Annotated in this window: 23 protein-coding genes and 1 pseudogene; 7 read left to right on the forward strand and 17 right to left on the reverse strand. The window is 42.9% G+C overall.

From position 1 onward, the window contains the following. On the forward strand, positions 1–288 hold a 288-nt coding region (locus ACLTL4_RS06005; protein WP_412320328.1), incomplete at its 5' end, for a transposase. Positions 289–298: 10 nt separating this feature from the next. Here ACLTL4_RS06005 and ACLTL4_RS06010 read toward each other — a convergent pair. The 7 genes and pseudogenes from ACLTL4_RS06010 to ACLTL4_RS06040 all read right to left on the reverse strand — a co-directional run bounded on the left by ACLTL4_RS06010 (position 299) and on the right by ACLTL4_RS06040 (position 6,392). Next, positions 299–973 carry a hypothetical protein gene (locus ACLTL4_RS06010; protein WP_215659118.1) on the reverse strand — a complete coding sequence of 225 codons (675 nt, stop codon included), beginning with the start codon at positions 971–973 and terminating at the stop codon, positions 299–301. A gap of 38 nt (positions 974–1,011) precedes the next feature. Further along, positions 1,012–1,572: a hypothetical protein gene (locus tag ACLTL4_RS06015; protein WP_412320329.1), complete on the reverse strand. Its 561-nt coding sequence runs from the start codon at positions 1,570–1,572 to the stop codon at positions 1,012–1,014. Positions 1,573–1,876: 304 nt separating this feature from the next. Beyond that, positions 1,877–3,046: pseudogene (gene rlmD / locus ACLTL4_RS06020) on the reverse strand (23S rRNA (uracil(1939)-C(5))-methyltransferase RlmD); the annotation flags it as partial. Continuing rightward, a complete protein-coding gene (locus ACLTL4_RS06025) occupies positions 3,047–3,484 on the reverse strand; it encodes a GatB/YqeY domain-containing protein (protein ID WP_173867070.1) in 438 nt (145 codons plus the stop codon). A 361-nt stretch (positions 3,485–3,845) separates the two neighbouring features. Next, entirely contained in the window at positions 3,846–4,439 is a 594-nt protein-coding gene (locus ACLTL4_RS06030; RefSeq protein ID WP_412291145.1) for an ATP-binding protein, read from the reverse strand. A 179-nt stretch (positions 4,440–4,618) separates the two neighbouring features. Continuing rightward, on the reverse strand, positions 4,619–5,782 hold the full coding sequence (locus ACLTL4_RS06035; protein ID WP_412320331.1) for an RNA-guided endonuclease InsQ/TnpB family protein: 1,164 nt from the start codon (positions 5,780–5,782) through the stop codon (positions 4,619–4,621). Next, a complete protein-coding gene (locus tag ACLTL4_RS06040; protein ID WP_173896948.1) occupies positions 5,748–6,392 on the reverse strand; it encodes an IS607 family transposase in 645 nt (214 codons plus the stop codon). The genes ACLTL4_RS06035 and ACLTL4_RS06040 overlap by 35 nt, the downstream gene beginning before the upstream one ends. Before the next feature lie 407 nt (positions 6,393–6,799). Between ACLTL4_RS06040 and ACLTL4_RS06045 the strand changes: the two genes are divergently transcribed. The 4 genes from ACLTL4_RS06045 (at position 6,800) to ACLTL4_RS06060 (ending at position 9,639) form a co-directional block, all read left to right on the forward strand. After that, the gene (locus tag ACLTL4_RS06045) at positions 6,800–7,450 is read left to right on the forward strand and encodes a Crp/Fnr family transcriptional regulator (protein WP_412291144.1); all 651 of its coding nucleotides are present in this window, start codon (positions 6,800–6,802) and stop codon (positions 7,448–7,450) included. A gap of 42 nt (positions 7,451–7,492) precedes the next feature. After that, complete coding sequence (bsh, locus tag ACLTL4_RS06050; protein ID WP_173867010.1) at positions 7,493–8,473, forward strand: choloylglycine hydrolase; 981 nt, start codon at positions 7,493–7,495, stop codon at positions 8,471–8,473. Between the two features lie 235 nt (positions 8,474–8,708). After that, positions 8,709–9,146, forward strand: a complete 438-nt coding sequence (locus ACLTL4_RS06055) for a transcriptional regulator (protein WP_412290758.1) — start codon at positions 8,709–8,711, stop codon at positions 9,144–9,146. Beyond that, entirely contained in the window at positions 9,073–9,639 is a 567-nt protein-coding gene (locus tag ACLTL4_RS06060; RefSeq protein ID WP_412290759.1) for an IS630 family transposase, read from the forward strand. The genes ACLTL4_RS06055 and ACLTL4_RS06060 overlap by 74 nt, the downstream gene beginning before the upstream one ends. A 191-nt stretch (positions 9,640–9,830) precedes the next feature. Here the strand turns inward: ACLTL4_RS06060 and ACLTL4_RS06065 are convergent, their stop codons facing one another. The 3 genes from ACLTL4_RS06065 to ACLTL4_RS06075 all read right to left on the reverse strand — a co-directional run bounded on the left by ACLTL4_RS06065 (position 9,831) and on the right by ACLTL4_RS06075 (position 13,719). Beyond that, positions 9,831–11,675: an ABC transporter ATP-binding protein gene (locus tag ACLTL4_RS06065; protein ID WP_412291142.1), complete on the reverse strand. Its 1,845-nt coding sequence runs from the start codon at positions 11,673–11,675 to the stop codon at positions 9,831–9,833. Next, on the reverse strand, positions 11,650–13,404 hold the full coding sequence (locus ACLTL4_RS06070) for an ABC transporter ATP-binding protein (RefSeq protein ID WP_412291141.1): 1,755 nt from the start codon (positions 13,402–13,404) through the stop codon (positions 11,650–11,652). Before ACLTL4_RS06070 ends, ACLTL4_RS06065 begins: the two co-directional genes overlap by 26 nt. An 87-nt stretch (positions 13,405–13,491) precedes the next feature. Further along, the gene (locus ACLTL4_RS06075; protein ID WP_022119908.1) at positions 13,492–13,719 is read right to left on the reverse strand and encodes a hypothetical protein; all 228 of its coding nucleotides are present in this window, start codon (positions 13,717–13,719) and stop codon (positions 13,492–13,494) included. A gap of 421 nt (positions 13,720–14,140) precedes the next feature. Here ACLTL4_RS06075 and pckA point away from each other — a divergent pair, with 421 nt between their 5' ends. Next, positions 14,141–15,745, forward strand: a complete 1,605-nt coding sequence (gene pckA, locus ACLTL4_RS06080) for a phosphoenolpyruvate carboxykinase (ATP) (RefSeq protein ID WP_147632804.1) — start codon at positions 14,141–14,143, stop codon at positions 15,743–15,745. A 216-nt stretch (positions 15,746–15,961) separates the two neighbouring features. On the opposite strand, the gene ppk1 is transcribed toward pckA, so the two are convergent. The 6 genes from ppk1 to ACLTL4_RS06110 form a co-directional block, all read right to left on the reverse strand. Next, entirely contained in the window at positions 15,962–18,016 is a 2,055-nt protein-coding gene (gene ppk1 / locus ACLTL4_RS06085) for a polyphosphate kinase 1 (RefSeq protein WP_412291139.1), read from the reverse strand. Positions 18,017–18,368: 352 nt separating this feature from the next. Next, a complete protein-coding gene (locus ACLTL4_RS06090) occupies positions 18,369–19,757 on the reverse strand; it encodes a PsbP-related protein (RefSeq protein ID WP_412291138.1) in 1,389 nt (462 codons plus the stop codon). An 83-nt stretch (positions 19,758–19,840) separates the two neighbouring features. Further along, positions 19,841–20,326, reverse strand: coding sequence for a hypothetical protein (locus tag ACLTL4_RS06095; RefSeq protein WP_248835608.1), 486 nt, complete (start codon positions 20,324–20,326; stop codon positions 19,841–19,843). Positions 20,327–20,367: 41 nt separating this feature from the next. Beyond that, positions 20,368–21,492: a PsbP-related protein gene (locus tag ACLTL4_RS06100; RefSeq protein ID WP_412291137.1), complete on the reverse strand. Its 1,125-nt coding sequence runs from the start codon at positions 21,490–21,492 to the stop codon at positions 20,368–20,370. A 113-nt stretch (positions 21,493–21,605) separates the two neighbouring features. Then, positions 21,606–22,970, reverse strand: coding sequence for an MATE family efflux transporter (locus ACLTL4_RS06105; protein WP_173898257.1), 1,365 nt, complete (start codon positions 22,968–22,970; stop codon positions 21,606–21,608). Between the two features lie 21 nt (positions 22,971–22,991). Continuing rightward, complete coding sequence (locus tag ACLTL4_RS06110; RefSeq protein ID WP_022118175.1) at positions 22,992–23,627, reverse strand: endonuclease III domain-containing protein; 636 nt, start codon at positions 23,625–23,627, stop codon at positions 22,992–22,994. A 296-nt stretch (positions 23,628–23,923) separates the two neighbouring features. Here ACLTL4_RS06110 and ACLTL4_RS06115 point away from each other — a divergent pair, with 296 nt between their 5' ends. Then, positions 23,924–25,477, forward strand: a complete 1,554-nt coding sequence (locus tag ACLTL4_RS06115; RefSeq protein WP_412291153.1) for an ABC-F family ATP-binding cassette domain-containing protein — start codon at positions 23,924–23,926, stop codon at positions 25,475–25,477. Here ACLTL4_RS06115 and ACLTL4_RS06120 read toward each other — a convergent pair. Next, positions 25,466–25,996 (reverse strand): spore maturation protein, encoded by a 531-nt coding sequence (locus ACLTL4_RS06120; protein WP_147632799.1) that lies wholly within the window; start codon positions 25,994–25,996, stop codon positions 25,466–25,468. The two genes, ACLTL4_RS06115 and ACLTL4_RS06120, sit on opposite strands and share 12 nt — an antisense overlap. Positions 25,997–26,017: the final 21 nt, after the last annotated feature.

The raw sequence follows: 26,017 nt of genomic DNA on the forward strand, positions 1-26,017 counted from the left end.
CATATGGCAAAGCAACATGACAAACAATTTAAACTTGATGCAGTCCAGTACTATCGGGATCACAAAGATCTCGGAGTACGTGGATGTGCAGAAAATCTTGGCATCGGATACAGCACATTAACAAAATGGCTGAAAGACTTCCGGGAATCAGGTGATATTCCTGTTCGTGGTTCTGGTAATTATGCATCTGATGAGCAGAAGGAAATTGCCCGTCTCAGACGTGAATTACGTGATGCCCAAGATGCACTTGATGTGTTAAAAAAAGCAGTCAACATTCTGGGAAAATGACGGAAGCCATTTATCTTGAAATTTCTTCATCCATATATGGTTCACATACTTTTTCTAGTTTGCTCAATAATCTCCAAGATACCATGCTTGCAACAATGCAAGATATTAAATACCAGGAATTTTTATATGTTTCTACGACCAGAATTAATGTCCCTAAAATAATAAAAATAACAGAAACAAACTTTCGCACCTTCGGTGTAGTTGGCGATTTTTCATTTGTACCAAATAGCCACTTTGATAAATATATAAGCCCTATAACAAACAATATTGCATATACAAGCATATTAGCTTTCGCCCAAACGGAATATATAATATCCGGATTGCTATATTGCAGATTATCTCTCAATATAAAGAAGAAACCCAATTTACTGGACGATGACACATACTCAAACACTATGGCTGAGTATATCCATATTCCCGTTGCCCAGGTAAAAAGTTTCCAATTTTTATTGCAATAAGTCCACACATACATAACCACTTGAATCAGTATTACGCCAATCATTCCGAGAATTACTGACCACCTGAATCCAATATTAAATGGCATTCCCGTTGTTTTTGCCTCTGGAAGATAAATTGACTTTACATCTCCCATATATCTGTGCATAAGCAAGATTAATCCAACCGCCAAAAGCAGCATGCCAACGCTCACAACATCTGTAATAATTCTCTTTTTATAAGTTCTCATAGTATATCACCTCAATTTTTTCCTTGCATGCACTTTACTTAAAAGTACTTTTCGACACTTATACGATATGCAACATCTACAATATGAAATCCGCTGAATATCATATTCACTTCCTCCGAAGTCAGCTCTCTTATATACTGAATTTCATATGCACCAGTTTCGATATTTAATGCTACCATTCCTCTTTTTTTATCTAAGTTGGCTACAAGCAAATCACCAATACATCTCGCATTATCTTCTTTCTCAACCATTGCTATCAGTTTTCCACCTTGGAAGTCAAATGCCCCAACATATCTTGTAAATCCTGTTGCGATATCATTTTTTATCATTTCATCGTTCCAATATGTATCTTTAAGGAGCTTCTTCTTAAGTTTATCAATATCTTTAATAACCCTCGACAGCTTGCCTGTTATGTGCATTTCATTTAACTGCCAGTAAATGCCTTCATCAATAAAATTCGATGTAACACCTTTGTATCTTCTTTTCGATACATCTGAAAACATAAAGAAATAGTCAAGTACATCTTTGTCTGGTGGTAAATATCCTTTCAGCAACTTAACAATAAAATGGTACATTCTTGCAGATTTATTATCTTCCAAATCATACCTTCCATCTAAAATACCATCGACATAATTCAAAGAAAATACTGTCTGCGAACTGTTTTTTTCTCGTCCCAGTCGTTCATGCTCTGATATAAAAAAGAAATTCCTAAAGTCCCTCATATTGATCTATTTGAAAAAATCACACAAGCAAAAACGTCATAAATAAAAATAGTGGGAGTGAATCCTCTGATTGTTCAGCGTGTTCACTCCCTTTTCTTTGTTCAGTGATGATTTTAAAAATTACGGTGGCAAATGGGTGGCAAATAGACTGAACTCCACTCATAAAAGCCTGTAAAACCGCTTATTTACATGATAATAAACAGACCGTCTCAACATGATCACAAAACGGAAACATATCAACCGGCCAGGCCTCCTGCATCTGATAGCCTTTTTTCTTTAAAATGCGAAGATCTCTTGCCAACGTTTCCGGATTACAGGAAACATAAACCACCTTTTTCGGTGCCAGTTTTGCAAGGCAATCCAGAAATACTTCACTGCTGCCACTGCGCGGCGGATCCATGAAAACAACATCCAGCTGCTGATCTTCTGCAGCCATTTTCAGCATAAATTCTCCGGCATCTTCGCAGTAGAAAGTGATATTTTTTGTCTGATTTCGCTTTGCATTTTTAATGGCATCACGGACAGCTTCTTTATTAAGTTCTACGCCGGTCACCTGTTTTGCCTTTGATGCCGCGATCAGACCGATCGTGCCGATCCCACAGTACGCATCGAGCACGGTTTCTTTTCCGGTCAGCCCCGCCGCTTCGATTGCTTTCTGATAGAGGATCTCCGTCTGTACCGGATTGACCTGATAGAACGACTGTGCAGAAATGCGGAACGTGCAGCCACAGAGTTTATCTTCGATAAATCCTTTTCCATAGAGAACGACGTCTCGTGTTCCAAGTACCATGCTGGTTCCCCGGTCGTTGATATTCTGAATGACCGTCGTAATCTCCGGATGAACTTTTCGCAGTGCTTTGACAAAATTGTTCTTGGATGGAAATACCGGCGATGCCGTGACGAGCACGACCATGATCTCTCCGGTAGAAAATCCGCGCCGGATCAGCACATGACGCAAAAGCCCATACTGTGTATCTTCATCGTACGTTTTGATTTTAAAAGATTTCAGAAGTCCTCGGATCGTGACGATGATCTCATCTGCTTTCTGATCCTCGATCATGCAGGAGTCCACCGGAACAACCTTGTGTGTGCCTTTCTGGTAAACACCGGAAATCGCATTGCCTCTGCGGTCACGGTCAAACACAGCATGCACTTTATTGCGGTAATGATACGGATCTTTCATTCCGATGATCGGATGTACTTTTCCAAAAGAATCCAGAAGGATCCGCACACGTTTTTCTTTGTGCCTGAGCTGTTCTGCATAAGGCATTCCCTGAAATTCACAGCCGCCGCATTTTTTCGCCACCGGACAGACTGCTGCTTTTTTTGTTTTGTTTTTTTCCATGAATGATTATTTGCAGAGTTCTGCAACCACCTGGTTGATGACTTTTCCGTCTGCTTTTCCTTTCATATCTGCCATTACATTTTTCATGATCATGCCTTTATTTTTTGTAGCAACGACCTCGGCAAATTTTTCCTGAATGTAAGCTTTAACCTCTTCTGCACTCATCTGAGCCGGTGCATATTCTTTGATCACATCGTAACGGAACTGATATTCTGCTTTAAGATCCTGCCGGGAGTCCGGACAGGTATCGATCTGTTCTTTTGCTGTTTTCAGTTCTTTCAGAATTACCTGATCAACCATGCTTTCCGGAATATCATCTCTGCATCCGGCATCGATCGCTGCTTTTTTTACTGCAGAAACCAGAGAAGAAATTGCTTCCTTGCGTTCTTTATCTTTTGCCTTCATAGCTGCTACCATGTCTTTTCTTAATGCTTCTAACTGCATTTTTAAATCCTCCCATCATTCCTGGATAAAACTTTTTATCCCATTGTCATTTTTGCTCATTATAGCACTTCTCTTTCTTTCCTGTAAAGTTTTCACTGTTTTTTTTCTGATTTTGTGCTATAATAATTCCACTGATGACAGGGTCAAAAGACGATCAGGTACTTTATCTCTGGCATTACCATTCTCAAACCGAAAAGAAAGGTGGAATTTATATGATCATTGCTATTATCTCTATCGCCGTCCTTGCGGCTGTGATCGTTTCCTGCGTGGTTGCTGTGGTTGCCGGTGTAATCGGCAGCAAATCTCACGATGAAGACGATGCCTAGAACACAACGACCAGCAACATTTTAAACTGCTCTTTTCATAAAACTTCTCCCTCTACCGACACTGTAAGCACCTGCCATGGTATAAATTTACCACTTTTTTTCATTGCTGTCACAGCTGCATTTTGAATTCCGCCGCAGCATGGCACTTCCATCCTTATGATTGTCACACTTTTCACATCATTCTGTTCCAGGATTTCCGTAAGTTTCTCACTGTAATCAACCGGATCCAGTTTCGGACATCCGATCAGCGTGATTTTTCCCTTCTGGATCTCTTTTGCAAAATTTGCGTATGCAAACGCAGTACAGTCTGCTGCGATTAAAAGATCTGCCCCGTCAAAATAAGGGGCATTGACCGGCGTAAGCTGAATCTGGATCGGCCACTGTCTGTTCTTTTTTCTCTTATTTGCTTCCACAGCTGCTTCGTCATATGCCGCTGCTTCCCGCTCAACAAACGTGATCGCTCCGGTTGGGCAGGTCGGCAAACAGTCTCCCAGTCCGTCACAATAATCATCCCGCAATAATTTTGCCTTTCCATTTACCATACCAATCGCATTTTCATGACAGGCTTTCGCACATAAACCACATCCATTGCATTTTTCTTCGTTTATCTCAATAATTTTTCTTATCATTTATCTATATTCCGTTACTGAAAACTTATAAAAAGTTATAAACCTTTATGTTTCATTCCTACTTCAATGAGTATGCTTTTGTACTGTCGAAACAGATACTACTCACAAGTTCTTGTACTCTCCATAGGCGTAAATTCCGAATTAACGTATCCGTACATATTTGCATTAACGTTTCATTGTTAGCTTGCAAATTTTTCTCCATAAGCTTTTAGGTTTAGTGATGCTTGAAAATCTCTATTTATAACATTTCCACATTCACATTTATAAATTCTGTCAGATAATTTCAAATCCTTTTTTATATTTCCACAACAACTACAAAGTTTTGACGATGGATAAAATCTATCAGCTACAATGAGCTGAATACCATTGTTATTACATTTGTACTCAAGCTGTTTTCTGAATTCAAAGAATCCCTGATTCTGAACCGCTTTGGATAAATGTCTATTCTTCATCATTCCACTAACGTTTAAATCTTCGATACAAATAAATCTTGGTTTTCGATTTACGATTTCAGATGTGGTCTGATTTAAATAGTTTTTACGAATATTTGTTAATCTATGATTCACTTTAAGCAAACGTTTTTCGTTTTTGATTACATTTTTAGTTTTACAGTAACTTACTCCTTTCTTATTTTTCTCATACTTTCGAGAAACTCTACGCTGTAACCTGCGTCTGCATTTCTCTAGTTTTTTAACTACTTGGCTTTTATTAATATTCTTGTATGTGTTGCCATCAGAGCAAATAGCCAAATCCTTAATTCCTAAATCAATTCCTATACCATCATTATTTAGATTTTTCTTGCAGTCTGGAAATTCCACGCATACGCTAATCCACCAGTTTAATCCGTCAAAGGATATTCTCGGATTCATATATTTAGCATCTGTGGGAATACGTCCATGTTCTGCAAGTCTTACCCAGTTCAGCTTTTGTTTGTTAGCTTTCCTGCTAGAAGAAAATCCCTCAAATTTAACGTGAGTGTCACTAAACTGTATTTTAATGTTGTCCTGATAAAATTTAGGCGTTGATTTCTTTTTAGACTTGAATCTCGGATGTTTTTGCAAACTTTTGAAAAAGTTTTTGTAGGCTATGCAAGCATCTTTAATTGCCTGTTTGGTTACATTATTGGAAACATTTTGTAGCCACGCGTATTCAGCAGAATTCCTAAGCCTTGTAAATTCTTTTCTAAGCTCTGAATCCGAAATGAACTTGCCACCTTTTTCATAGTTATCCTTTTCCTTGGCTAAAGCCCAGTTATAAGCAAATCTTGCCGCACCTGCATATTGAAACATTTTAGTTTGTTGTACATTATTAGGTTCTAACATTACCCTTACGGCTTTTACCATCATTTTCTTCCTCCTGTATCAATTCTTGAACAAGTTTCTTAGCTTTATCCGCTCGTTTTCCTTGTAGCTTACAACTGAATACTGTGATTATTTGTACTAAATCTTCAACGAGTTCTCGTTGCTCAGATTTTTCAGTATTGTCAATAATCTCAATTTCACAGTTATATAGCGAAGCTATATATTCTACCAACTCAAAACCAAAACGTAAAAGCCTGTCTTTATACAAAACAACAACCTTTTCAACCTGATTTTGAGAAATGCGTTTGATTAGTTCCCGAAGTCCTTTTTTCTTGTAGTCAATGCCAGAACCAATATCACTTATTATCTCAAACGGTTGTCCTTTTGCCATAAGATATGTTTTCACATTATCAATCTGTCGTTCTAAATCATCCTTTTGCTTATGACTTGAAACACGACAATATCCGATTGTAATGCGATTTCTAGGCTTTACATTCATTACTTGGCTGAGCTGTTCATCAGAATAATATCTATATCCACTTGTTGTAGTATGATGCGGATGAAGTTTTCCGTTAGAATCCCAATTTCGCAACGTTTGTGCAGATACACCTATAATTTTTGAAAATTCATGTATAGAATAATATTTACTCAAAGCATCACTTCCTTTCAATATTATTCTATACTAATAACCCATAAAATTCAACAGTTGTTTATATACTTTTATAAGTTTTATTTAGCTGTTCTTTACCTCCTAATAATCACACCTGAAATCTTTTTTTCACTGCCGGGCAGACAGCAATTTTTTTCAATCACTGTCCATACCTTCACAGTGCCCCTTGCTTTTCTGTTTTCCGTGTAGTATGATGCTGAACAAAGCCAGCAGATTTTCTGTCAAACCATTTTTTCCGGTCTAAAATCTCTGCCTGACTTTGACCTGATCCTAACATAACATCTGAGAAAAATCGGTGGTTATAACCACTGAATCACAATCAAAATACCGTTAAATATCAACAGTACTATTTTTCCGCATACTGTTGTTTTTACCTGACAGGAGACTTTATGAACTTTTTAGAACTGCCTCTGTTTCAGAGCCTTTCCGATCAGGAACTGGAACAAATGAAGACTTCCGGCTGTCTGCGGACGGCTTCTTACAAAAAGAATGATATTATATTTTCTACCGGTTCCACTGTTTCTGAAATCGGCATTGTTTTATCCGGAAGCGTAAATGTAGAAAACATTGATTTCTGGGGAAATAAGAGCATTCTGGGAAATATGAATGAAGGACATATTTTTGCAGAAACCTATGCCCTGTGCCGGGAACCGATGATGGTAGATGCCGTTGCCGCCAGCAACTGCGAAATTCTTTTTTTGAATCTGAAAGTTTTACAGGAAAAAAACTGCACTTCTTCCTGGTATCTGAAAATACAACGCAGCCTTCTTGCAATGTGCAGCCGAAAAAATTTGATGCTCTCAGAACGGATTTTCTGCACTTCTTCAAAAACAGTTCGCAGCCGACTGCTGACCTATCTGTCCGCACAGTCCCGGAAACACGGCAACCATCGTTTTCAGATTCCGTTCGACCGGCAGCAAATGGCAGACTACCTGAATCTGGATCGCAGTGCCCTGTCAAAAGAACTTTCTCGTATGAAAAAAGAAGGGATCTTAGATTTTCACAAAAACGAATTTGTTTTAAAAAATGAGATGCTCTGAATTTTTCACACATCAAAATGTATGATATTGGAGGAATTGAATATGTGTACCGCAGCAACTTATAAAACAAAAGATTTTTATTTCGGACGTACTTTAGACTATGAATTTTCCTATGGTGATGAGATCATCATTACACCACGAAACTATCCTTTCGTTTTCCGCCACACAAAAACACTGGAAAATCACTATGCACTGATTGGCATGGCATGCTGTGCCGACAATTATCCGCTCTATTACGATGCCATCAACGAAAAAGGACTTGGCATGGCAGGACTGAATTTTGTCGGAAATGCTCATTACCAGCCGCTTTCTGATTCAGAAGAAAATATCGCATCTTTTGAATTTATTCCATGGATTTTAGGACAGTGTGCCACCGTAAAAGAAGTAAGGAGCTTTCTTGGCCGCATGAATTTATGTGACACACCGTTCAGCGACCAGTTTCCTTCATCCAGCCTGCACTGGCTGATCGCTGACCGCAGCGAAAGCATCACCGTAGAATGTGTTGCAGATGGTATGAAAATTTATGACAACCCGGTCGGTGTACTGACCAACAATCCACCGTTTGACATGCAGCTGTTTCAGCTCAACAATTATATGCAGCTTTCCGCCAAATCACCGGAGAATCATTTCTCCGATAAATTAAACCTGAACACTTACAGCCGCGGCATGGGAGCACTCGGACTTCCGGGAGACCTCTCCTCTCAGTCGCGTTTCATCCGCGTGGCATTCACCAAAATGCACGCTATTTCTGATGAAAGCGAAGCTTCCAGTGTAAGCCAGTTTTTCCATATTTTAGGTTCCGTGGAACAGAGCAGAGGCTGCTGCGAAGTTGCCGAAGGAAAATATGAAATCACGATCTACACCTCCTGCTGCAATGCCGATAAAGGGATTTATTATTACACGACGTATGATAATCATCAGATCAGTGCCGTTGATATGCATAAAGAAAATCTGGAAGCAAAAGAACTGATTCGCTATTCCCCGATAAAAGAAGAGCAGATATATTTTCAGAACGGCAAATAAAATTTACGGTAGAGATTTTCTTAATGTGCACCTCTGCAATCCGCCGGAGGCTATTTCTTCTTTCAATGCAGTAAAAAAGAAAAGATATGAAATGTAGATTGTGCCAGACAGCAAAAAAGACAGAGGTACAGTGACGGTAGCAAGTTTCCGTCGTGAGATTTGTGTCTATAGCAATCCTCTTAAATAATGCAATCTCTTTACAGGAGTGATAAAATATAGTGTAGGAGATGATAGTATGCTACACAATGAAGCTAGAAAACTGGTATTGGAGGCTTGGGATAAAACTCACAATGCCAAGGAAATTGCAAAGTATTTTTCAGTAAATGAAAGTACCATATACCGCCTTGTAGAAGCACGCGCACACACTGGAAGTTATGAAACCAGAACGCATCTGAGAGGACGGAAACCAATTCTTACAGAAAAGCAGCACCAGGATATTCTGAAACTTGTACAAAAACAACCGGATATCACAATGAATGAGATTATCGAAATCCTCCATTTACCAGTAGGCAACGAAGCCGTCAGACGTTTTCTGATAAAACAAGGTTATACTTATAAGAAAAAGTCTTTGCATGCAAAAGAACAGGAGCGTCCCCGATGTGCAGATAAAACGCAAAACATGGACAAAAAATATAGCTGGTGCAAATCCAGAACATCAAATATATCTGGATGAAAGCGGTATTAATACAAATTTCACAAGACACTATGCACATGCAGTACATGGGAAACGTGCCATTGACGCTACCCCAATAAATACGCCTGCCGGAACAACCGTTTTGTCATCTATTCGTCTGAATGGCAGTCTGGTATATACTACATATCAAGGTGGAACAACTGCAGAGCGATTTTGTGAATATATGAAAGAACAATTGATACCGAGCCTTGAAAAAGACGATGTTGTAATCATGGATAATATGCGTTCTCATCATGCCAAAATAGTGACAAAACTTTTGGATAAAGCTGGTATTTCCTATATGTATTTGCCACCATACAGTCCGGATTTAAACCCTATTGAAAAAATGTGGTCAAAAATGAAATCCATTCTCAGAAAGAGGAAAATCCGTATTGCATCTGAACTACCTGAAGCTGTAAAAGCGGCTTTAGGAGCTGTAAGCACAAATGATTGTAAAGGGTGGTTTCGTTCATGTGGCATTTGCACTAATTAAGAGGATTACTATAGTTTCCGCCGCCGAGCGGTGTCTGAGCAGCGAAGCTGCGAGTTCCAGCGAACGGCGGATCATAGACGGCACAAATCGAACAGGAAACGATGCGTGTCACGTGCCCTGTCTTTTTGCGTCCGGCACTCTATAACATTTTCCTTTCATTTTCTGCACTGAAAAAGAAAAACCTATAACTTTCAGCTCAGCTCAAACATTCCATGATAAAGCTGATAATATTTCCCTCTTTGTTCCAACAGTTCTGCATGATCCCCTCTCTCGACGATCTTCCCCTGCTCCAGTACCATGATCGCATTGGCATTTCGCACGGTACTTAATCGATGTGCGATGACAAACACGGTCCTTCCTTCCATCAGCTGATCCATGCCTTTTTCGATCAGTTCTTCGGTTCGTGTATCAACAGAGGATGTCGCCTCATCAAGAATCAGAACCGGCGGATCGGCTACTGCTGCCCTTGCGATCGCCAGAAGCTGCCGCTGTCCTTGGGAAAGATTTGCCCCATCTGCCGTCACCATGGTATCGTAACCATCTGGCAGTCGTCTGATAAAAGAGTGTGCATTTGCAATGCGTGCCGCCTTCTCGATCTCTTCCTGCGTTGCATCCAGTTTTCCAAAGCGGATGTTATCCGCTACGGTTCCGGTAAACAGATGCGTATCCTGAAGCACGATGCCAAGAGAGTGTCGCAGTGCATCTTTCTTTATCTTTCGCACATCAATTCCATCGTAAACCACCGTTCCTCCCTGCACATCATAAAAGCGGTTGATCAGGTTGGTGATCGTGGTTTTTCCGGCTCCGGTCGATCCGACAAAAGCAATTTTCTGTCCCGGTTTTGCATACAGGCTGATATTCTTCAGGATCATATGCTCTTTCGTATAACCAAAATCAACATTTTCAAAACGGACATCACCGCGAAGCATTGTCAGTTCTCCATCTTTTGAACGCCATGCCCATTTTCCGGTCTTTTCCTGACATTCTTTCAGGATGCCATTTTCTTTTCTGACATTGACAAGCGTCACATCCCCTTCGTCCACTTCCGGCTCCAGATTCATCACATCAAACACCCGCTCTGCTCCGGCAAGTGCGGAGAGCAGGAAATTGCTCTGCTGTGTAAACTGATTGATCGGGAGTGCCGCCTGACGCACAAATACCAGATAACTTGCAAGACTTCCGACATCCGCCATCCCACGCATCGCCAGAATTCCTCCGAGAACTGCCACAATTGCATAATTAATATAAGATATACTTACGACTACCGGAACCATCGTTGCCGCATAAGACTGTGCACCGGTTCCTTCTTTTCGCAGTTTTTCATTTTTCTCCAGAAATTCCTGAAGACTTGCCTGTTCATGATTAAAGACTTTAACTACTTTCTGACCGCTGACCATTTCTTCAATATAGCCGTCCAGCTCACCAAGGCTCTGCTGCTGTTTCGCATAAAAAACCTTACTTTTTGCTCCGCTGAATTTCATATACCAGAACATGATGCCATAGCAGACCGTCACGATCAGCGACAGTTTCCAGTTCAGGATATATAGGATCACAAGGGTTCCAATCATCTGGATAAAACTCTGGATTGCCATCGCAAAACTGTTATTGAGAGCATCTGCGATTGTATCAATATCGTTTGTGAACAGACTCATGATATCGCCGTGTCGCTTCTGGTCAAAAAAGCGAAGCGGCAGTGTCTGCATATGTGCAAACAAATCTCTTCGAATATCAAAAACAACCTGCTGGGCAGCTTTTACCATCGTCTGAGAATAGCCCCAGGCTGCCAGTGCTCCGATGGCAAAAATGCCGGCTGCCACAAGCACTCCGATGGCAAGTGAATGCAGATCCCCGTTTGCAAGATTATTGACAACCGGACGTATCATGTAAGTTCCAAGAAGGTTTGCAAGGGCACTTACCGTTACCAGAATACTGACGATCAGAAGCATAAATTTATGCCGTCCAAGATAAGAAACAAAAATCCGCAGTGTGTGCTGCATATTTTCCGGCCGTTTAACATTCTTCGTTTTCGATGCCATCGCTGTTTCCTCCTTTCATCTGAGAAGCATAAATTTCCTGATAAATTGCATCCTCCTTAAGAAGCTGTTCATGCGTTCCGATATTATGGATCTTACCGTCATCCAGGATCACGATCCGATCCGTATGGATCACAGAAGAAATTCTCTGTGCAATGATGATTTTTGTCACATCGCCAAGTTTTTCCAGCTCTTTGCGGATCTTCTTTTCCGTCGCCGTATCGACTGCACTGGTAGAATCATCAAAGATCAGGATCTTCGCATTGGCAAGAAGTGCTCTTGCGATACAGAGTCTCTGTTTCTGCCCGCCGGACAGGTTATTTCCTCCCTGCACAAGCATGGTGTCCAGTCCGTCCGGAAAACGCTCCAGGAACTCATCCGCACATGCCACACGGCATGCATGCCAGATTTTTTCGTCATCTGCATCCGAATCGCCCCATTTCAGGTTATCACGTATCGTTCCGGAAAAAAGCTCATTTTTCTGCAGAATAATTCCGACTGCCGCCCGCAGTGCATGAAGATCATATGCTTTTACATCCACACCGCCAACTCTCACCGTGCCGCAGGTCGCATCATAAAGCCTCGGGATCAGCTGCACGAGCGTCGTTTTGGCGGCTCCGGTTCCACCAACCACACCGATTGTCTGCCCGGCCTTGATGTGCAGATCAACATCTGACAGTGCATACGCTTTCGCATCTTTGTGATATTTAAAAGATACCTGTTCAAAATCCACGCTTCCATCTTTGACCTTCTGTACCCCGTTTTCCGGAGACTTCAGAACAATCCTCTCATCCAGCACTTCTGCGATACGATGTGCACTGGCAAGAGATCTCGTCAGCAGCAGAAAAACATTTGCGATCATCATCAGAGCGTTGACAACCTGCATGACATAACTTAAAAATCCGGTCAGATCACCAACCTTAAGACTACCGCTTAAGATCATATTTCCGCCAAACCACATGATCAGTACGATTGCACTGTACATGACAACCTGAAATGCCGGAAGATTCAGCACCGCATAGTGAAAAGTCTGTTCACTTGAAACACTCAGATCTGTATTTACTGCATCAAATTTTTCTTCTTCGTACTCTCCGCGGACAAACGCCTTGACCGCACGGATCGCTGTCACACTCTCCTGCACAACATGGTTCAGACGGTCAACGATTGTCTGAAGCTTTGTATACATAGGAGCCACTTTCCGGACGATCAGAAATAAAACAATGCCAAGAACCGGCGTACACACCAGAAAAACAATGGCAAGTTTCGGATTCATCCAGAAAGAAAGACCGATGCCGAGGATCAGAAGCGACGGCCCTCTCGTCACCGGACGGAAGCCGGAATTGATCAGATTCTGCAGAACCGTGACATCCGTGGTCATTCGCGTGATCAGAGACGAGGTATCAAAATGATCCAGATTTGAGAAAGAATACTGCATCACTTTTGCATATTCTGCCTCCCTGATCTTCGCTCCCCATCCATAAGAAGCCCTCGCTGCAAACCGTGCATACAGAAGCCCCGTCACCAGAGCCAGAAGTGCACAGATCCCCATTTGAAAGCCCTTGGAATAAATATAGGCAAGATCGTGGTTTGCCACCCCGACATCGATCAGATCCGCAATCATGATCGGAATGACAAGCTCAAACGCTGTCTCGATCATTACCATCAAAGCACCAAGCATCATATCTTTTTTATATGACCCGATATATCCTGCCAGCCGCTTTATATCATTCATATTTTATTTTCACTCCTTTTTCAGAAACCCTGAGCAATCTCAGTCTTTGATGCAAAGCGGACATTCACAATCCTCTTTCGCACTCTGTCAGTTGGTCAGTTCCTTCAAAAGCTCCAGATCCTCTGCCTTTATTCTCAGATTCGTCTCAATCTTTTCGCCATCCGGTGTGGTAACCGTGATCGCCATGATGCTGCCCTCCTTTAAAGCCCGTTTGGAAACTGCATTGCAGAATGCCGGGAACTTCGGGTGGTTTCTTTTAAATATATTCCATGCATTCATAATCTTCATCATATTTCCTATATTATTCAGTGCCATTTGTTTTACCTCCTAATATTCATTTTTACATCTGCTAAGTTTAAAGTACTTTCTCAAACTGTGCAAGACACAATTACCACAAATTGAGCCACATAATCACTCCCGTACAGGCAGGAATGACATTTAGACCTTTTGACCCTGGCATCATTATATAATTTTCACATGAAAAAAATATTCTATTTATATGTTCGCCTGACTAAACGTTCAAAACTGAGCAACTCTCGTGCATGATCTGGCGTTTTTTCCCCGCTTTTTTTGCTGTTATTCGTTCAAACTCATTCATAAACAGCAGATTTCATACATTTTCAGCAAAAAGTTCAGAAAGTTTTTATTGATTTTGCCGGGTAAATATGTATAATGATGATAGAGAAGTGGGCATCATTTCTTTAACTTTAAGTATAAAAGAAAAGAGGTTAATCAGATGGCAAAAATTGATTTAAGCAAGTATGGCATCACTGGAACTACTGAGATCGTGTACAATCCATCTTATGAGATGTTGTTCGAAGAAGAGACAAAACCTACTCTGGAAGGCTTTGAAAAAGGCCAGGAAAGTGAACTGGGTGCTGTCAACGTTATGACTGGTATCTACACAGGTCGTTCTCCGAAAGACAAATTTATCGTAAAAGATGAGAATTCCAAAGACACTGTATGGTGGACAACAGATGAATATAAAAACGACAACCATCCGGCTACTCAGGAAGCATGGGATGCTGTAAAAGCACTGGCTATCAAAGAACTGTCTAACAAGAGACTGTTCGTAGTAGATGCTTTCTGCGGTGCCAACAAAGACACCCGTATGGCAATCCGTTTCATCGTTGAGGTTGCTTGGCAGGCTCACTTTGTAACAAACATGTTCATCAAACCGACTGCTGAAGAACTGGAAAACTTCGAGCCGGATTTCGTTGTATACAACGCTTCCAAAGCAAAAGTTGAGAACTACAAAGAGCTGGGTCTGAACTCTGAAACAGCTGTTATGTTCAACATCACAAGCAAAGAACAGGTTATCGTAAATACATGGTACGGCGGAGAAATGAAAAAAGGTATGTTCTCTATGATGAACTACTTCCTGCCGCTGAAAGGCATGGCTTCCATGCACTGCTCCGCAAACACTGACATGAACGGTGAAAACACAGCAATCTTCTTCGGTCTGTCCGGAACAGGTAAAACAACTCTTTCTACAGACCCGAAACGTCTGCTGATCGGTGATGACGAGCACGGCTGGGATGACAACGGCGTATTCAACTTCGAAGGTGGATGCTATGCAAAAGTTATCAACCTGGACAAAGAATCCGAACCGGATATCTACAATGCAATCAAACGTAACGCTCTGCTTGAGAACGTTACTCTGGACGAAAACGGCAAGATCGACTTCGCTGACAAGAGCGTAACAGAAAATACTCGTGTATCTTACCCGATCGACCATATCCAGAACATCGTTCGCCCGATCTCTTCTGCACCGGCTGCGAAGAACGTAATCTTCCTGTCCGCAGATGCATTCGGCGTACTGCCTCCAGTATCTATCCTGACAGAAGCTCAGACACAGTACTACTTCCTGTCTGGTTTCACAGCTAAACTGGCTGGTACAGAACGTGGTATCACAGAACCGACTCCGACATTCTCAGCTTGCTTCGGCCAGGCATTCCTGGAACTGCATCCTACAAAATATGCAGAAGAACTGGTTAAGAAAATGGAAAAGAGCGGTGCAAAAGCATACCTGGTAAATACAGGATGGAACGGAACAGGCAAACGTATCTCCATCAAAGATACTCGTGGTATCATCGATGCTATCCTGAACGGAGATATCAAGAATGCTCCAACAAAGACAATTCCATACTTCAACTTCGAAGTTCCTACAGAACTGCCAGGCGTTGATCCAGCTATCCTGGACCCACGTGACACATACGCTGATGCTTCCGAATGGGAAACAAAAGCAAAAGATCTGGCTGACAGATTCATCAAGAACTTTGCTAAATACGAAGGAAATGCTGCCGGTAAAGCTCTGGTTTCCGCTGGTCCTCAGAAATAAGAATAAGACTGCCGAAATCAAACTTTTCAAAAGCTTATACAAAAGGACACCGCAAAATTGCGGTGTCTTTTTTTTATGCCGAAATGCCTCCGCATGGCAGTCCAGATGGAGCACATTGCGTCCATTGCCCTGCGGCGGGGAATTTGTCGTGAGCAGATACATTTTACATTTATCATACCTGAAAATAAGACTATTATAAACGCAAAACAGTCGCCGTCACACGTTTTTTGACGCTGCTGCTTCATACGCCTGCTGATAGAAGATTTCCTGAGCATCCACCGGACGCTCGATCGTCATCGGGATTCTGTAATTTCCTTCTGAATCCTCATGGCGGGCCTTCTGATTATCATTTAACATGATCCGGAACATCTCAAGCAGACGTTCCTTGATTGCCGGATTGCAGACAGGAGCTGCGACTTCCACACGTCTTAAGGTATTTCGCGTCATATAATCGGCTGACGCAATATAAACTTTCTCTCTTCCCTTACTTCCGAAAATATAAATTCTCGAATGTTCCAGAAATCTTCCTACAATGCTGATCACACGAATATTTTCCGTTGCATCTTTTACGCCCGGGATCAGACAGCAGATACCGCGGATGATCAGATCAATCTTTACTCCGGCACAGGAAGCTTCGATCAGCCTGTCTATGATCTTTTTGTCAGTAAGTGCGTTCATTTTCAGCCCGATATAAGCATCTTTTCCGGCAAGTGCAGCTGCAATCTCATCATCGATCATCGCCAGCACTTTATTTTGCAGACAGAGCGGTGCTACCAGCAATTTGTCTGTGTGTTCTACGATTTCTCCCATCGCCAGTGCCTGGAAAACTCTTCTCGCCTCTTTTGCGATCTCTGTATCGGCTGTCATCAGGGAAAGGTCTGTGTAAAGGCACGCTGTTTTTTCGTTATAATTTCCTGTTCCGATCTGCGTGATATACTGCACTTCATCGCCGGCTTTTCTGGTGATCTGGCACAGTTTGGAATGTACTTTAAATCCATCCAGCCCATAGATCACATGACATCCGGCACGCTCCAGCCTTCTTGACCACTCGATGTTATTTTCCTCGTCAAATCTTGCCTTTAATTCTACAAGTGCCAGCACTTCCTTGCCATTTTCCGCTGCCTCGATCAGAGCTTCCACCACTTTACTCTGTTTTGCCACACGGTAGAGCGTCATTTTTACGGAAAGGACATCTTTGTCGTTTGCAGCTTCATGCAGCATCGTAAGAAACGGTTTCATGCTGTCATACGGATAAGATAAAAATTTGTCCCCCTCCAGAATCTGATCCAGAATCGGTCTGCCTTCTTCAAACTGCACAGATTTCTGCGGAATCCGTTTTTGATAGAACAGTTCCGGCACGTAACGCAGTTTATCCTGGATTTCATAGACAAATGACAGATCCAGCGGTCCCTCATTATAGAAAACATAGTCACGGTCAAGATCCAAATAATGACACAGAGTACTGATCACTTCACCATCCATTTCCCGTGACAATTCCAGACGGATCGGAGCCAGTTTTTTCCTCTGTTTGATCACTTCCACCATAAAATCACGATAATCCAGATCTTCGTCATACAGTGCATCTGCGTCAATATCTGCATTTCTGGTGATGCGGATCAGTGATTTTGCTTTTACACGATAACCTTTAAAAATTTCCGGCATATAATGGAGAATCACTTCTTCTGCCAGAATATAAGTGCCGCGTTTGCCGGGAAGTTCTATCAGACGTTTGAACATACCACTGCTGCATGGAATGATACCCAGCTTCTCTTTTCCGCTCTTTGTCTCCAGCACTACGACTGCATAGATTTCTTTATTTCGCAGAAATGGAAATGGCTGTCTTTTTGCCACGATCGTCGGGAAAATGATCGGTGCGATTTCACCCTGAAAATAGCGTTTAACGTATTCGCTTTCTTTTTCATTCATCTTCTTGAAATCCGTGATGCAGATATCATATTCTTCCAGTTCTTCCATGATTTCATCGTAAACGACATTTCTGCGACGGTTCAGTTTTCCGACTTCCGCAAGGATCTTTTTGATCTGCTCCTCCGGTGTAAGATTTGTTTTATTATCACGGATATCTTTTTTCAAAAGCATCTGATCTACGAGCGATCCCACACGCACCATAAAAAATTCATCAAGATTGCTCTGATAGATTGCTGCAAAATTCAGTCTTTCACAGAGCGGCACTTTTTTATTTTCCGCCTCTTCCAAAACACGTTCATTAAATTTCAGCCACGACAGTTCCCGGTTCATATATACTTTTCTCATTTATTATTCTGTCCTCCTCAATAAAATGTGATGCCCTTAACAGCTTTTTCGTTGCGTGCATTTAAGCCAGACACACGTGAGACCTGGGCTAAATCCCATAAAAATGGCATTCTACCTTTAACCATAAATTTATTTTACTGCCACAAGATCAAATCCTCTGCAATGCCATGTAAAATCCATGTAAAGAATCTTACTATTCGAAAATGAAACCCCACTCAGACAAATCTGTTGCCCACCACTTATAAAAGTTTGAATCTTTTCCAATTAACGTAAAAAGGACAACAGATTTTCTCTGCTGTCCTTTGTATATTCTGCATGATTACATGATGTGCGTCTCTGCACTTTTCTGTTTTTAGTATGGATAGAAGTTTCCGTTTGCATCGGTTACGCCATCGTTACCGAATGTATACTGCATTCCGCCGCTGTCTACCCAGTTTCCGTTTGCATCCTGTGTCACGGAAATATAATTGCCCTGGTCATCATAAAAACCGTTGGTGCTGCCGCCGGTATTACCTCCTGTGTTTCCACCTGTGTTTCCACCGGTATTGCCATTGTTTCCATTGTTGCCATTATTTCCGTTGTTGCCGTTATTATTTCCGTTGTTGCCGTTATTATTTCCGCTGTTGTCATATGGATAATAATTGCCGTAATTATCGGTTACACCATACTGACCAAAGGTGTAAACAATGCCGTTTCCATCTACCCAGTTTCCGTTGCTGTTTTTATAAACTGTGATCAGATTTCCCTGATTGTCATAGAAACTGCTGGTCTGAGTAGCTCCGCCGTTGTTATTGTTGTTATCACCGCCGTTATTGCCATTTCCGCCGTTGTTGTTATTGTCGCTGTTTCCACCCTGCGGATTGTAGGTAAAGCTTGCACCGTTGCTGTTTGTGATACCGTTTGCATTAAAATAATAAATCGCTCCGCTGCTGTCTACCCAGTTTCCGTCGCTGTCCTGATAGATATAAACTGCGTTGCCGTTGCTGTCATAAACATACTGACCGTTCTGGTTGGAATCAGAATTGCCATCGGTAGAAGCTGTGCTTCCGGACTCGGACTGTGTTGTACTGTTCGACTCGGAAGATGTTGTATTATTCTTTTTAGTCTCAGATGTTGTTGTGCTCGATGTTTTCAGCAGTTTCAGACTCTCCACAGAAGTACGGATCGCTTCCATTGCCGTTGCATCATCCTGCATAACCTGACCATTGACCGAATAAATATCCTCATCTCCTACCAGGTTATATGCTACCGAGTACGCATACTTACTATTTGTACTCTTACATTTGATGGTTGTGTGATATGCCTCGTAAGAACCCATGGTATTTTTCTTGTATTCTACAACTGCATAATCGGTTTTGGATTTTCCGGCTTTCTCCAGATTATTCAGTACTTCTTCTTCAGAGGACGGGAAAACAAGTCCGTTCGTCTCATCTCCGGAATAATGTACGATCGTGATCGTTCCCTGGTTCGGTGACTCAAAGGTCCATTCTTTTGTGCCTTCTTTTTTCATTGTCCAGGTGTCATCCGGAAGTTTGATAGAAATACTGCCATCTTTTGATTTAAATGTTGTGGATGTATTTGTAGCTTTCTTTGCTGTTTCGCTCTCTGTCTGTTTCTCTGTAACACGAATCGTTTCGCTGCTCGTCTCAGTTTCCTGTGCTTTCTTTTTACAGCCGGTAGCCAGACAGGAAATGGACAGAGCGAGTAGCAGACAAGTTACGATTTTTGATCTCATTTTCATCTATACTCCTCCATTCTGGTTGTTACCTTCTTTGACTTCCATATTCTACGCTTTCGCAGATATAATGTCAATCAAAAACCGGTTTAATATGGATAGAAAACGCCATTCTGATCGGTTACGCCATCATCGCCAAACTGGTAGGTCATACCGCTTTCATCAACCCACTGTCCCTGGCTGTTTTTGTGAACGGTGATCCAGGTTCCGCCATCATCATAGAAGCCATTGGTATCGCCTTTACCATTATCGGCTGCCGGATTATCGATATTATTCTCGGTATCCGGTGCCTGTGTTTCCGGCTGCTGCACTACCTCTGTTTCCACTCTTGTCTCCAGATCCGGATGTGTTTCCGGTGTCTGCGTATCCTGGCTCTGATTCTGGTCATCCAATGCCTGATTCTGATCCTCTGCGGCTGAAGTCTGGGCAGAATCCTGACCTGCTCCCCGCTGTGTCTGATCCTGGGTCTGTTTTGTGCTGCTGTTCGTATCCCCACTGTGGCTGCCGCATCCTGTCATCAGAAGAGCCGATGACAGGACTGCTGCTGCCATAAAATGTAATGCCTTATTTTTCATAATAATATTTACACTCCTTTATATCCCATTTTTATCCTGTTTTACCATTTGCTGAAATTGCCGTCGCTGTCTGTTGCCCCTTTTTCATCGAAAGTGTAGGTTTTTCCATCACTGCCGATCCAGTTTCCGTTTGCATCCTGTGTCGCTGTCTGATAGTTTCCATTGATATCATAGAAACCAATGACCATGCCATTATCTGAAGAATTGCCGGAACCTGTCAAAGAATCCGACTCTGATCCGGAACCTGTTCTTCCCTGAGGCGGATCATAATAATACTGTGTGCCGTTGGAATCTTCTACGCCGTTTTCCAGGAAAATATAAGAAGTTCCGTTATCATCACGCCAGCTGCCGTCCTCAGACGGATAAGCGTAGATCGTATTTCCGTTTGCATCAAAGAAATAGCGGTATTCCTCATCGGTCGATGCACCGGAAGAATCGCCTGTACTTTCACCGGAAGTATTGTCTGAAGCAGTATCACCTGTATTTTCCGGATCAGAACTGTTACCGGCATTATCCGAAGATGTACTGCCGTCTGCCGAAGATCCGGAGTTTGCACCAGAATCTGTCTTTTTACTGTCATCATTTAAAACTTTGAAGCTGGTAACGGCACTTTTCACTGCCTGCTGCACCGTACTGTCACTGGATGTCAGTTTTGCCGTGATCGTATAACTCTCGGTGTCCGTATTGATCAGATACTTGATCAGATAAACGTAACCAAGATCTGCGTCCTGCGTGGATGCAGCATAATAATAAAGCTCTGTACCATTGGTGCTGTCTTTTTTATATTCTACCTGAGAAAATGCATTCTCCTGGATATCGTTTAAAAGAGCAATCGCATCTTCCTGAGACTGCGGCAGATTCTTCTCCTTGATCTTTGACTTTTTGTGCGTGATCCGGATCGTGCCGACGCCTTCTTTCATAAATGCCCATTTATTCTCAATGCCTTCCTTTGTCGCCACCCATGCAGAATCCGGAAGATCAAAAGAAAATGAATTGCTCTCTGAGGTATATGTTGTGGCTGCTTCGGTCTGTGCAGTACTTTCGCTCTGAGCTGTCGTCTGTTTCGTCGTCTCCGTCTCAGATGCCTTTTTCTGGCAGCCGTTCATCATAAACATTGCGGCCATTCCGATTACCAATAATGTCGCAATTTTCTTTTTATTATACATGAAAAATCCCCCTTTTCTCTCTGATTTTCAGTGTGTTTCAAGTCCACTCCCTTTTTCATTGTACAATGAAGATGCGGTTAATGTCAACTTTTCTTAACACTTCTTAACAAAATCTACATATTTGGCACACCCTGTGCCCTTCTCTGTTTCAACTTTCGGATCACATGACAGTACGCCGGAATCAGGAAACAGTCTGCCATGATCCATGCCAGAGGACTGGCAAAACATACGCTTGCGAATCCCAGATACGGAACCATGATCACGCCGATAATGGCTCTTGCGATCATTTCCATAACACCTGCAAGGATTGCCAAACCGCTGAATCCTGCTCCCTGAATGGTAAAGCGAACCGCATTGACAAAAACAAGTGCAATGTAAAATCCGCTGTTTGCAAGAATAAACAGCACTGCATTATGTATGATCTCCGTTTCGGATGCATTTATGAACAGAAGCATCCAGTATTTTGCAGAAAAAAGCATGACCAGGAAAATCAGGATCGAGTATGTGATACCGATCAGAACGGATGCCTTTAATCCCTGACCGATACGCTCGATCTTGCCTGCCCCGACATTCTGTCCGGTGTAAGTTGCCATGGCCGAACCAATCGCATCAAACGGACACGCCAGGAACATCGAAAGCTTCGATGCCGCCGAAACCGAGGCAACGGCTGCCGAACCAAGTGTATTGATACCGGTCTGAAGCACGACACTGCCGATCGCTGTGATCGAATACTGAAGTCCCATCGGAATACCCATTTTACAGAGGATACCGATGTGTTTGCCATGCAATTTCCATTCTCCCGGCTCCATTTTCAGGATCGGGAACTTTGTCTTTATACACCACAGAGACAGTACCACGGAAAATGCCTGTGCAAGCAGTGTCGCAAAAGCCGGTCCACGAACGCCGAGTTTCAAAACCGTTACTGACAGGATATCAAATCCGATATTTGCCACTGCTGCCATCAGCAGAAAGATCAGCGGCGATTTGGAATCCCCAAGAGAACGGATGATCCCGGTCAGGAGATTGTAGGCAAGTGTGATCGGTATCCCTGCAAAAATGATAAAAATATAATCATATGCAAGATCCAGGATATCTGCCGGTGTCTTCATGGCGATCAGCACGCTGCGGCATAAAATACAGACTGTGATGCTCATGATCGCCGCAAAAAAAACAGTCAGCCAGATGCTGTTTGCCACAAACCTTCTCATATCTTTATAATCTTTTGCCCCGTAACGCTGTGCGACCGGAATGACAAAACCATTTGCAAGTCCCATACAGAATCCGATGATCATAAAATTGATCGCCCCGGTAGAACCAACGCCCGCCAGTGCATCTTTTCCAAGGAACTGACCTACAACGATCGTATCTACCATGTTATAAAACTGCTGCAGTAAAAACGTAAAAAACAATGGAATCGAAAATCGCATGATAATCTTCCAAGGTGTACCTTCTGTCAGATCTGTTTCCGCGTTTCTCATTTCCTTAATTACCTCCATATTTTAAATTCCATTTTTTGCACAGATATCCGCCAGGCAGCATCTGTCACAGTAAGGCTTTGTTCTCGCTGTACAGACCTCTCTGCCATGATAAACGAGTCTGTGGCAGAAATCACTACCTTCTTCCGGTGGAATGATCTTCCAAAGTGCCATTTCGACTTTTTTCGGATCTTTGATCCCATCTACCAGACCGATACGGTTTGTCAGACGAATGCAGTGCGTATCCGTGACGATCGCAGGCTTTTTGAAAACATCGCCCATGATCAGGTTTGCACTCTTTCTTCCCACGCCCGGAAGCTTTAAAATCGCATCAAAATCACACGGCACTTTGCCGTCGTACTCATCACGCAGCATTTTCATGCATGCACTGATATCACGTGCCTTGCTTTTTCCAAGACCGCATGGCCTTACGATCGCCTCGATCTCTTCCGGTGTCGCTTCCGCAAGAGCATCTACATCCGGATATTTCGCATAGAGATCCTGAACCACAACATTTACCCTGGCATCCGTACACTGTGCCGCAAGCCGGACACTGACCAGCAGTTTCCATGCCGCATCATAATCAAGCGTACAGTCTGCCAGAGGATATTCCTTCTTTAAACGCTCGATCACTTCCAGTGCAAGCTGTTTTTTTGTCATATGATCCTCCTTATATATTTCCAAAAATCTTTTTGTACCCGTTATTTTATCACAAGAATCGCAGTAAGGATATTCCTTTTTTTTCGATTGTGCAACCCCTTTCTTTTATGGTAAGATAATAAGATGCCAGAATCAAAAGATCTAAATCCACATGAGCTTGCTCATAAGTGGATGAAAGACCTTGGAACCCGCCCCGACCGAAGCAGAGCGTAGAAAGAATTGTGAAAGTACGAAGTACGAAACAATTCATATGGCATCTCATAACTTTCATAACTTCACAAAATTTGACAGGAGTAATTATGATCTTAAATGTAAAAAATCTGACGCATGGTTTTGGTGACCGTGCGATTTTCGACAATGTTTCTTTTCGTCTCCTCAAAGGCGAACATATCGGCCTGATCGGTGCAAACGGAGAAGGCAAGTCCACGTTTATGAATATCATCACCGGAAAACTGACACCGGATGAGGGAACGGTCGAATGGGCAAAAAATGTCCGTGTCGGCTATCTGGATCAGCATTCTGTCCTGGAAAAGGGCATGACGATCGGTGATGTCCTGCGTTCTGCTTTTCAGTTTTTATTTGCAATGGAAGCGGAAATGAACCGTATGTATGAACAGATGGGCGATGCCACACCGGAAGAAATGGAACGTCTGCTCGCCGAGACCGGCACATATCAGGAGCTTTTAGAGCAGCACGATTTCTATATGATCGACACAAAAGTAGACGAGATTGCCCGTGCACTCGGTCTGGAAGAGCTTGGGCTTGACCGTGATGTAACCGACCTCTCCGGCGGACAGCGTACCCGTGTACTGATGGCAAAGCTTCTGCTGGAAAAACCAGACATCCTGCTTCTGGACGAGCCGACCAACTATCTGGATGAGCAGCACATTGAATGGCTGAAACGCTATCTCCAGGATTATGAAAATGCCTTTATTCTGATCTCCCATGATATTCCGTTCCTGAACAGCGTCATCAACCTGATCTATCATATGGAAAACTGCAGACTTGACCGCTATCCGGGCGATTACGATAAATTCCAGGAAGTCTACGCCATGAAGAAAGCCCAGCTTGAGGCTGCCTACAACCGCCAGCAGCAGGAGATCAGCGACCTCAAGGATTTCGTTGCCCGCAACAAAGCCCGCGTCGCTACAAGGAATATGGCGATGGCACGCCAGAAAAAACTGGACAAAATGGACATCATCGAACTGGATCGTGAAAAGCCAAAGCCGGAGTTTCACTTTAAAACGGCCCGTACTTCCGGAAAGATGATCTTCGAGACAAACGATCTGGTGATCGGTTACGACGAACCGCTGACAAAACCGTTAAATATCCGCATGGAACGCGGCGAACGCATTGCCCTGACCGGTGCAAACGGTATCGGTAAGACCACGCTTCTGAAAAGCATTCTGCAGCTGATCAAACCGTATTCCGGCGAAGTGCATCTTGGCGATTATCAGCATATCGGTTATTTTGAGCAGGAGTCCGATACGCAGAACACTTCGACCTGTATCGAAGAGATCTGGAGCGAATTTCCGGCAATGACACAGTACGAGATCCGTTCCATGCTGGCAAAATGCGGTCTGACCACCAAACACATCGAGAGTCAGGTGCGTGTACTGAGCGGCGGCGAGCAGGCAAAAGTACGTCTCTGCAAGATTTTGAACCGTGAGAGCAATATTCTGCTGCTGGACGAGCCGACCAACCACCTCGATGTTGACGCAAAAGCAGAACTGAAAAAAGCTCTTCAGGAATATAAGGGAAGTATTCTGCTGATCTGCCATGAGCCGGAATTCTATCATGATATCGTGACAACCGTCTGGAACTGCCAGGAATGGTCCTTAAAGCTGTAGAAAATTTCCAAGGAAAAAGCTGGCGGCAATCCCGGCAAAAACAGAAAGCAGTGCACCTGCCAGCGTATACCGTGTTTTTGTCACTTTTGCTGCCATAAAATAAACGCTCATCGTATAAAATACCGTTTCCGTGCAGCTGAGCATCAGTGATGCTATGATTCCGATCTTGGAATCCGGCCCGAATTCTTTAAAAATATCCAGAAGAAATCCGGTCGCCGCACTGGCGGAAAACAGACGCACCACTGCAAGCGGCACAAGCTGCACCGGAAATCCGATTCCGGCAAAAAGCCTGCCAAGGATATCCGAGAGCCATTTAAGGAAACCCGATGCCCGCAGGATCCCTACGGCTGTCATCAGCCCGACAAGTGTCGGCAGGATCGCAAATGCCGTGTGGATTCCTTCCCCGGCACCACGCACAAAATCACCGTATGCATCTCTCTTTTTCAGAAAGGCATAACCGACAACGTAAAGCAGAACAAACGGTATCATATACATCGACAAAAAGAGCAGAAATGACAGAAAAATCCCTCCATAAGTCCG

This window comes from Hominisplanchenecus sp. (assembly GCF_046967715.1).
GTDB lineage: Bacteria > Bacillota > Clostridia > Lachnospirales > Lachnospiraceae > Hominisplanchenecus > Hominisplanchenecus faecis.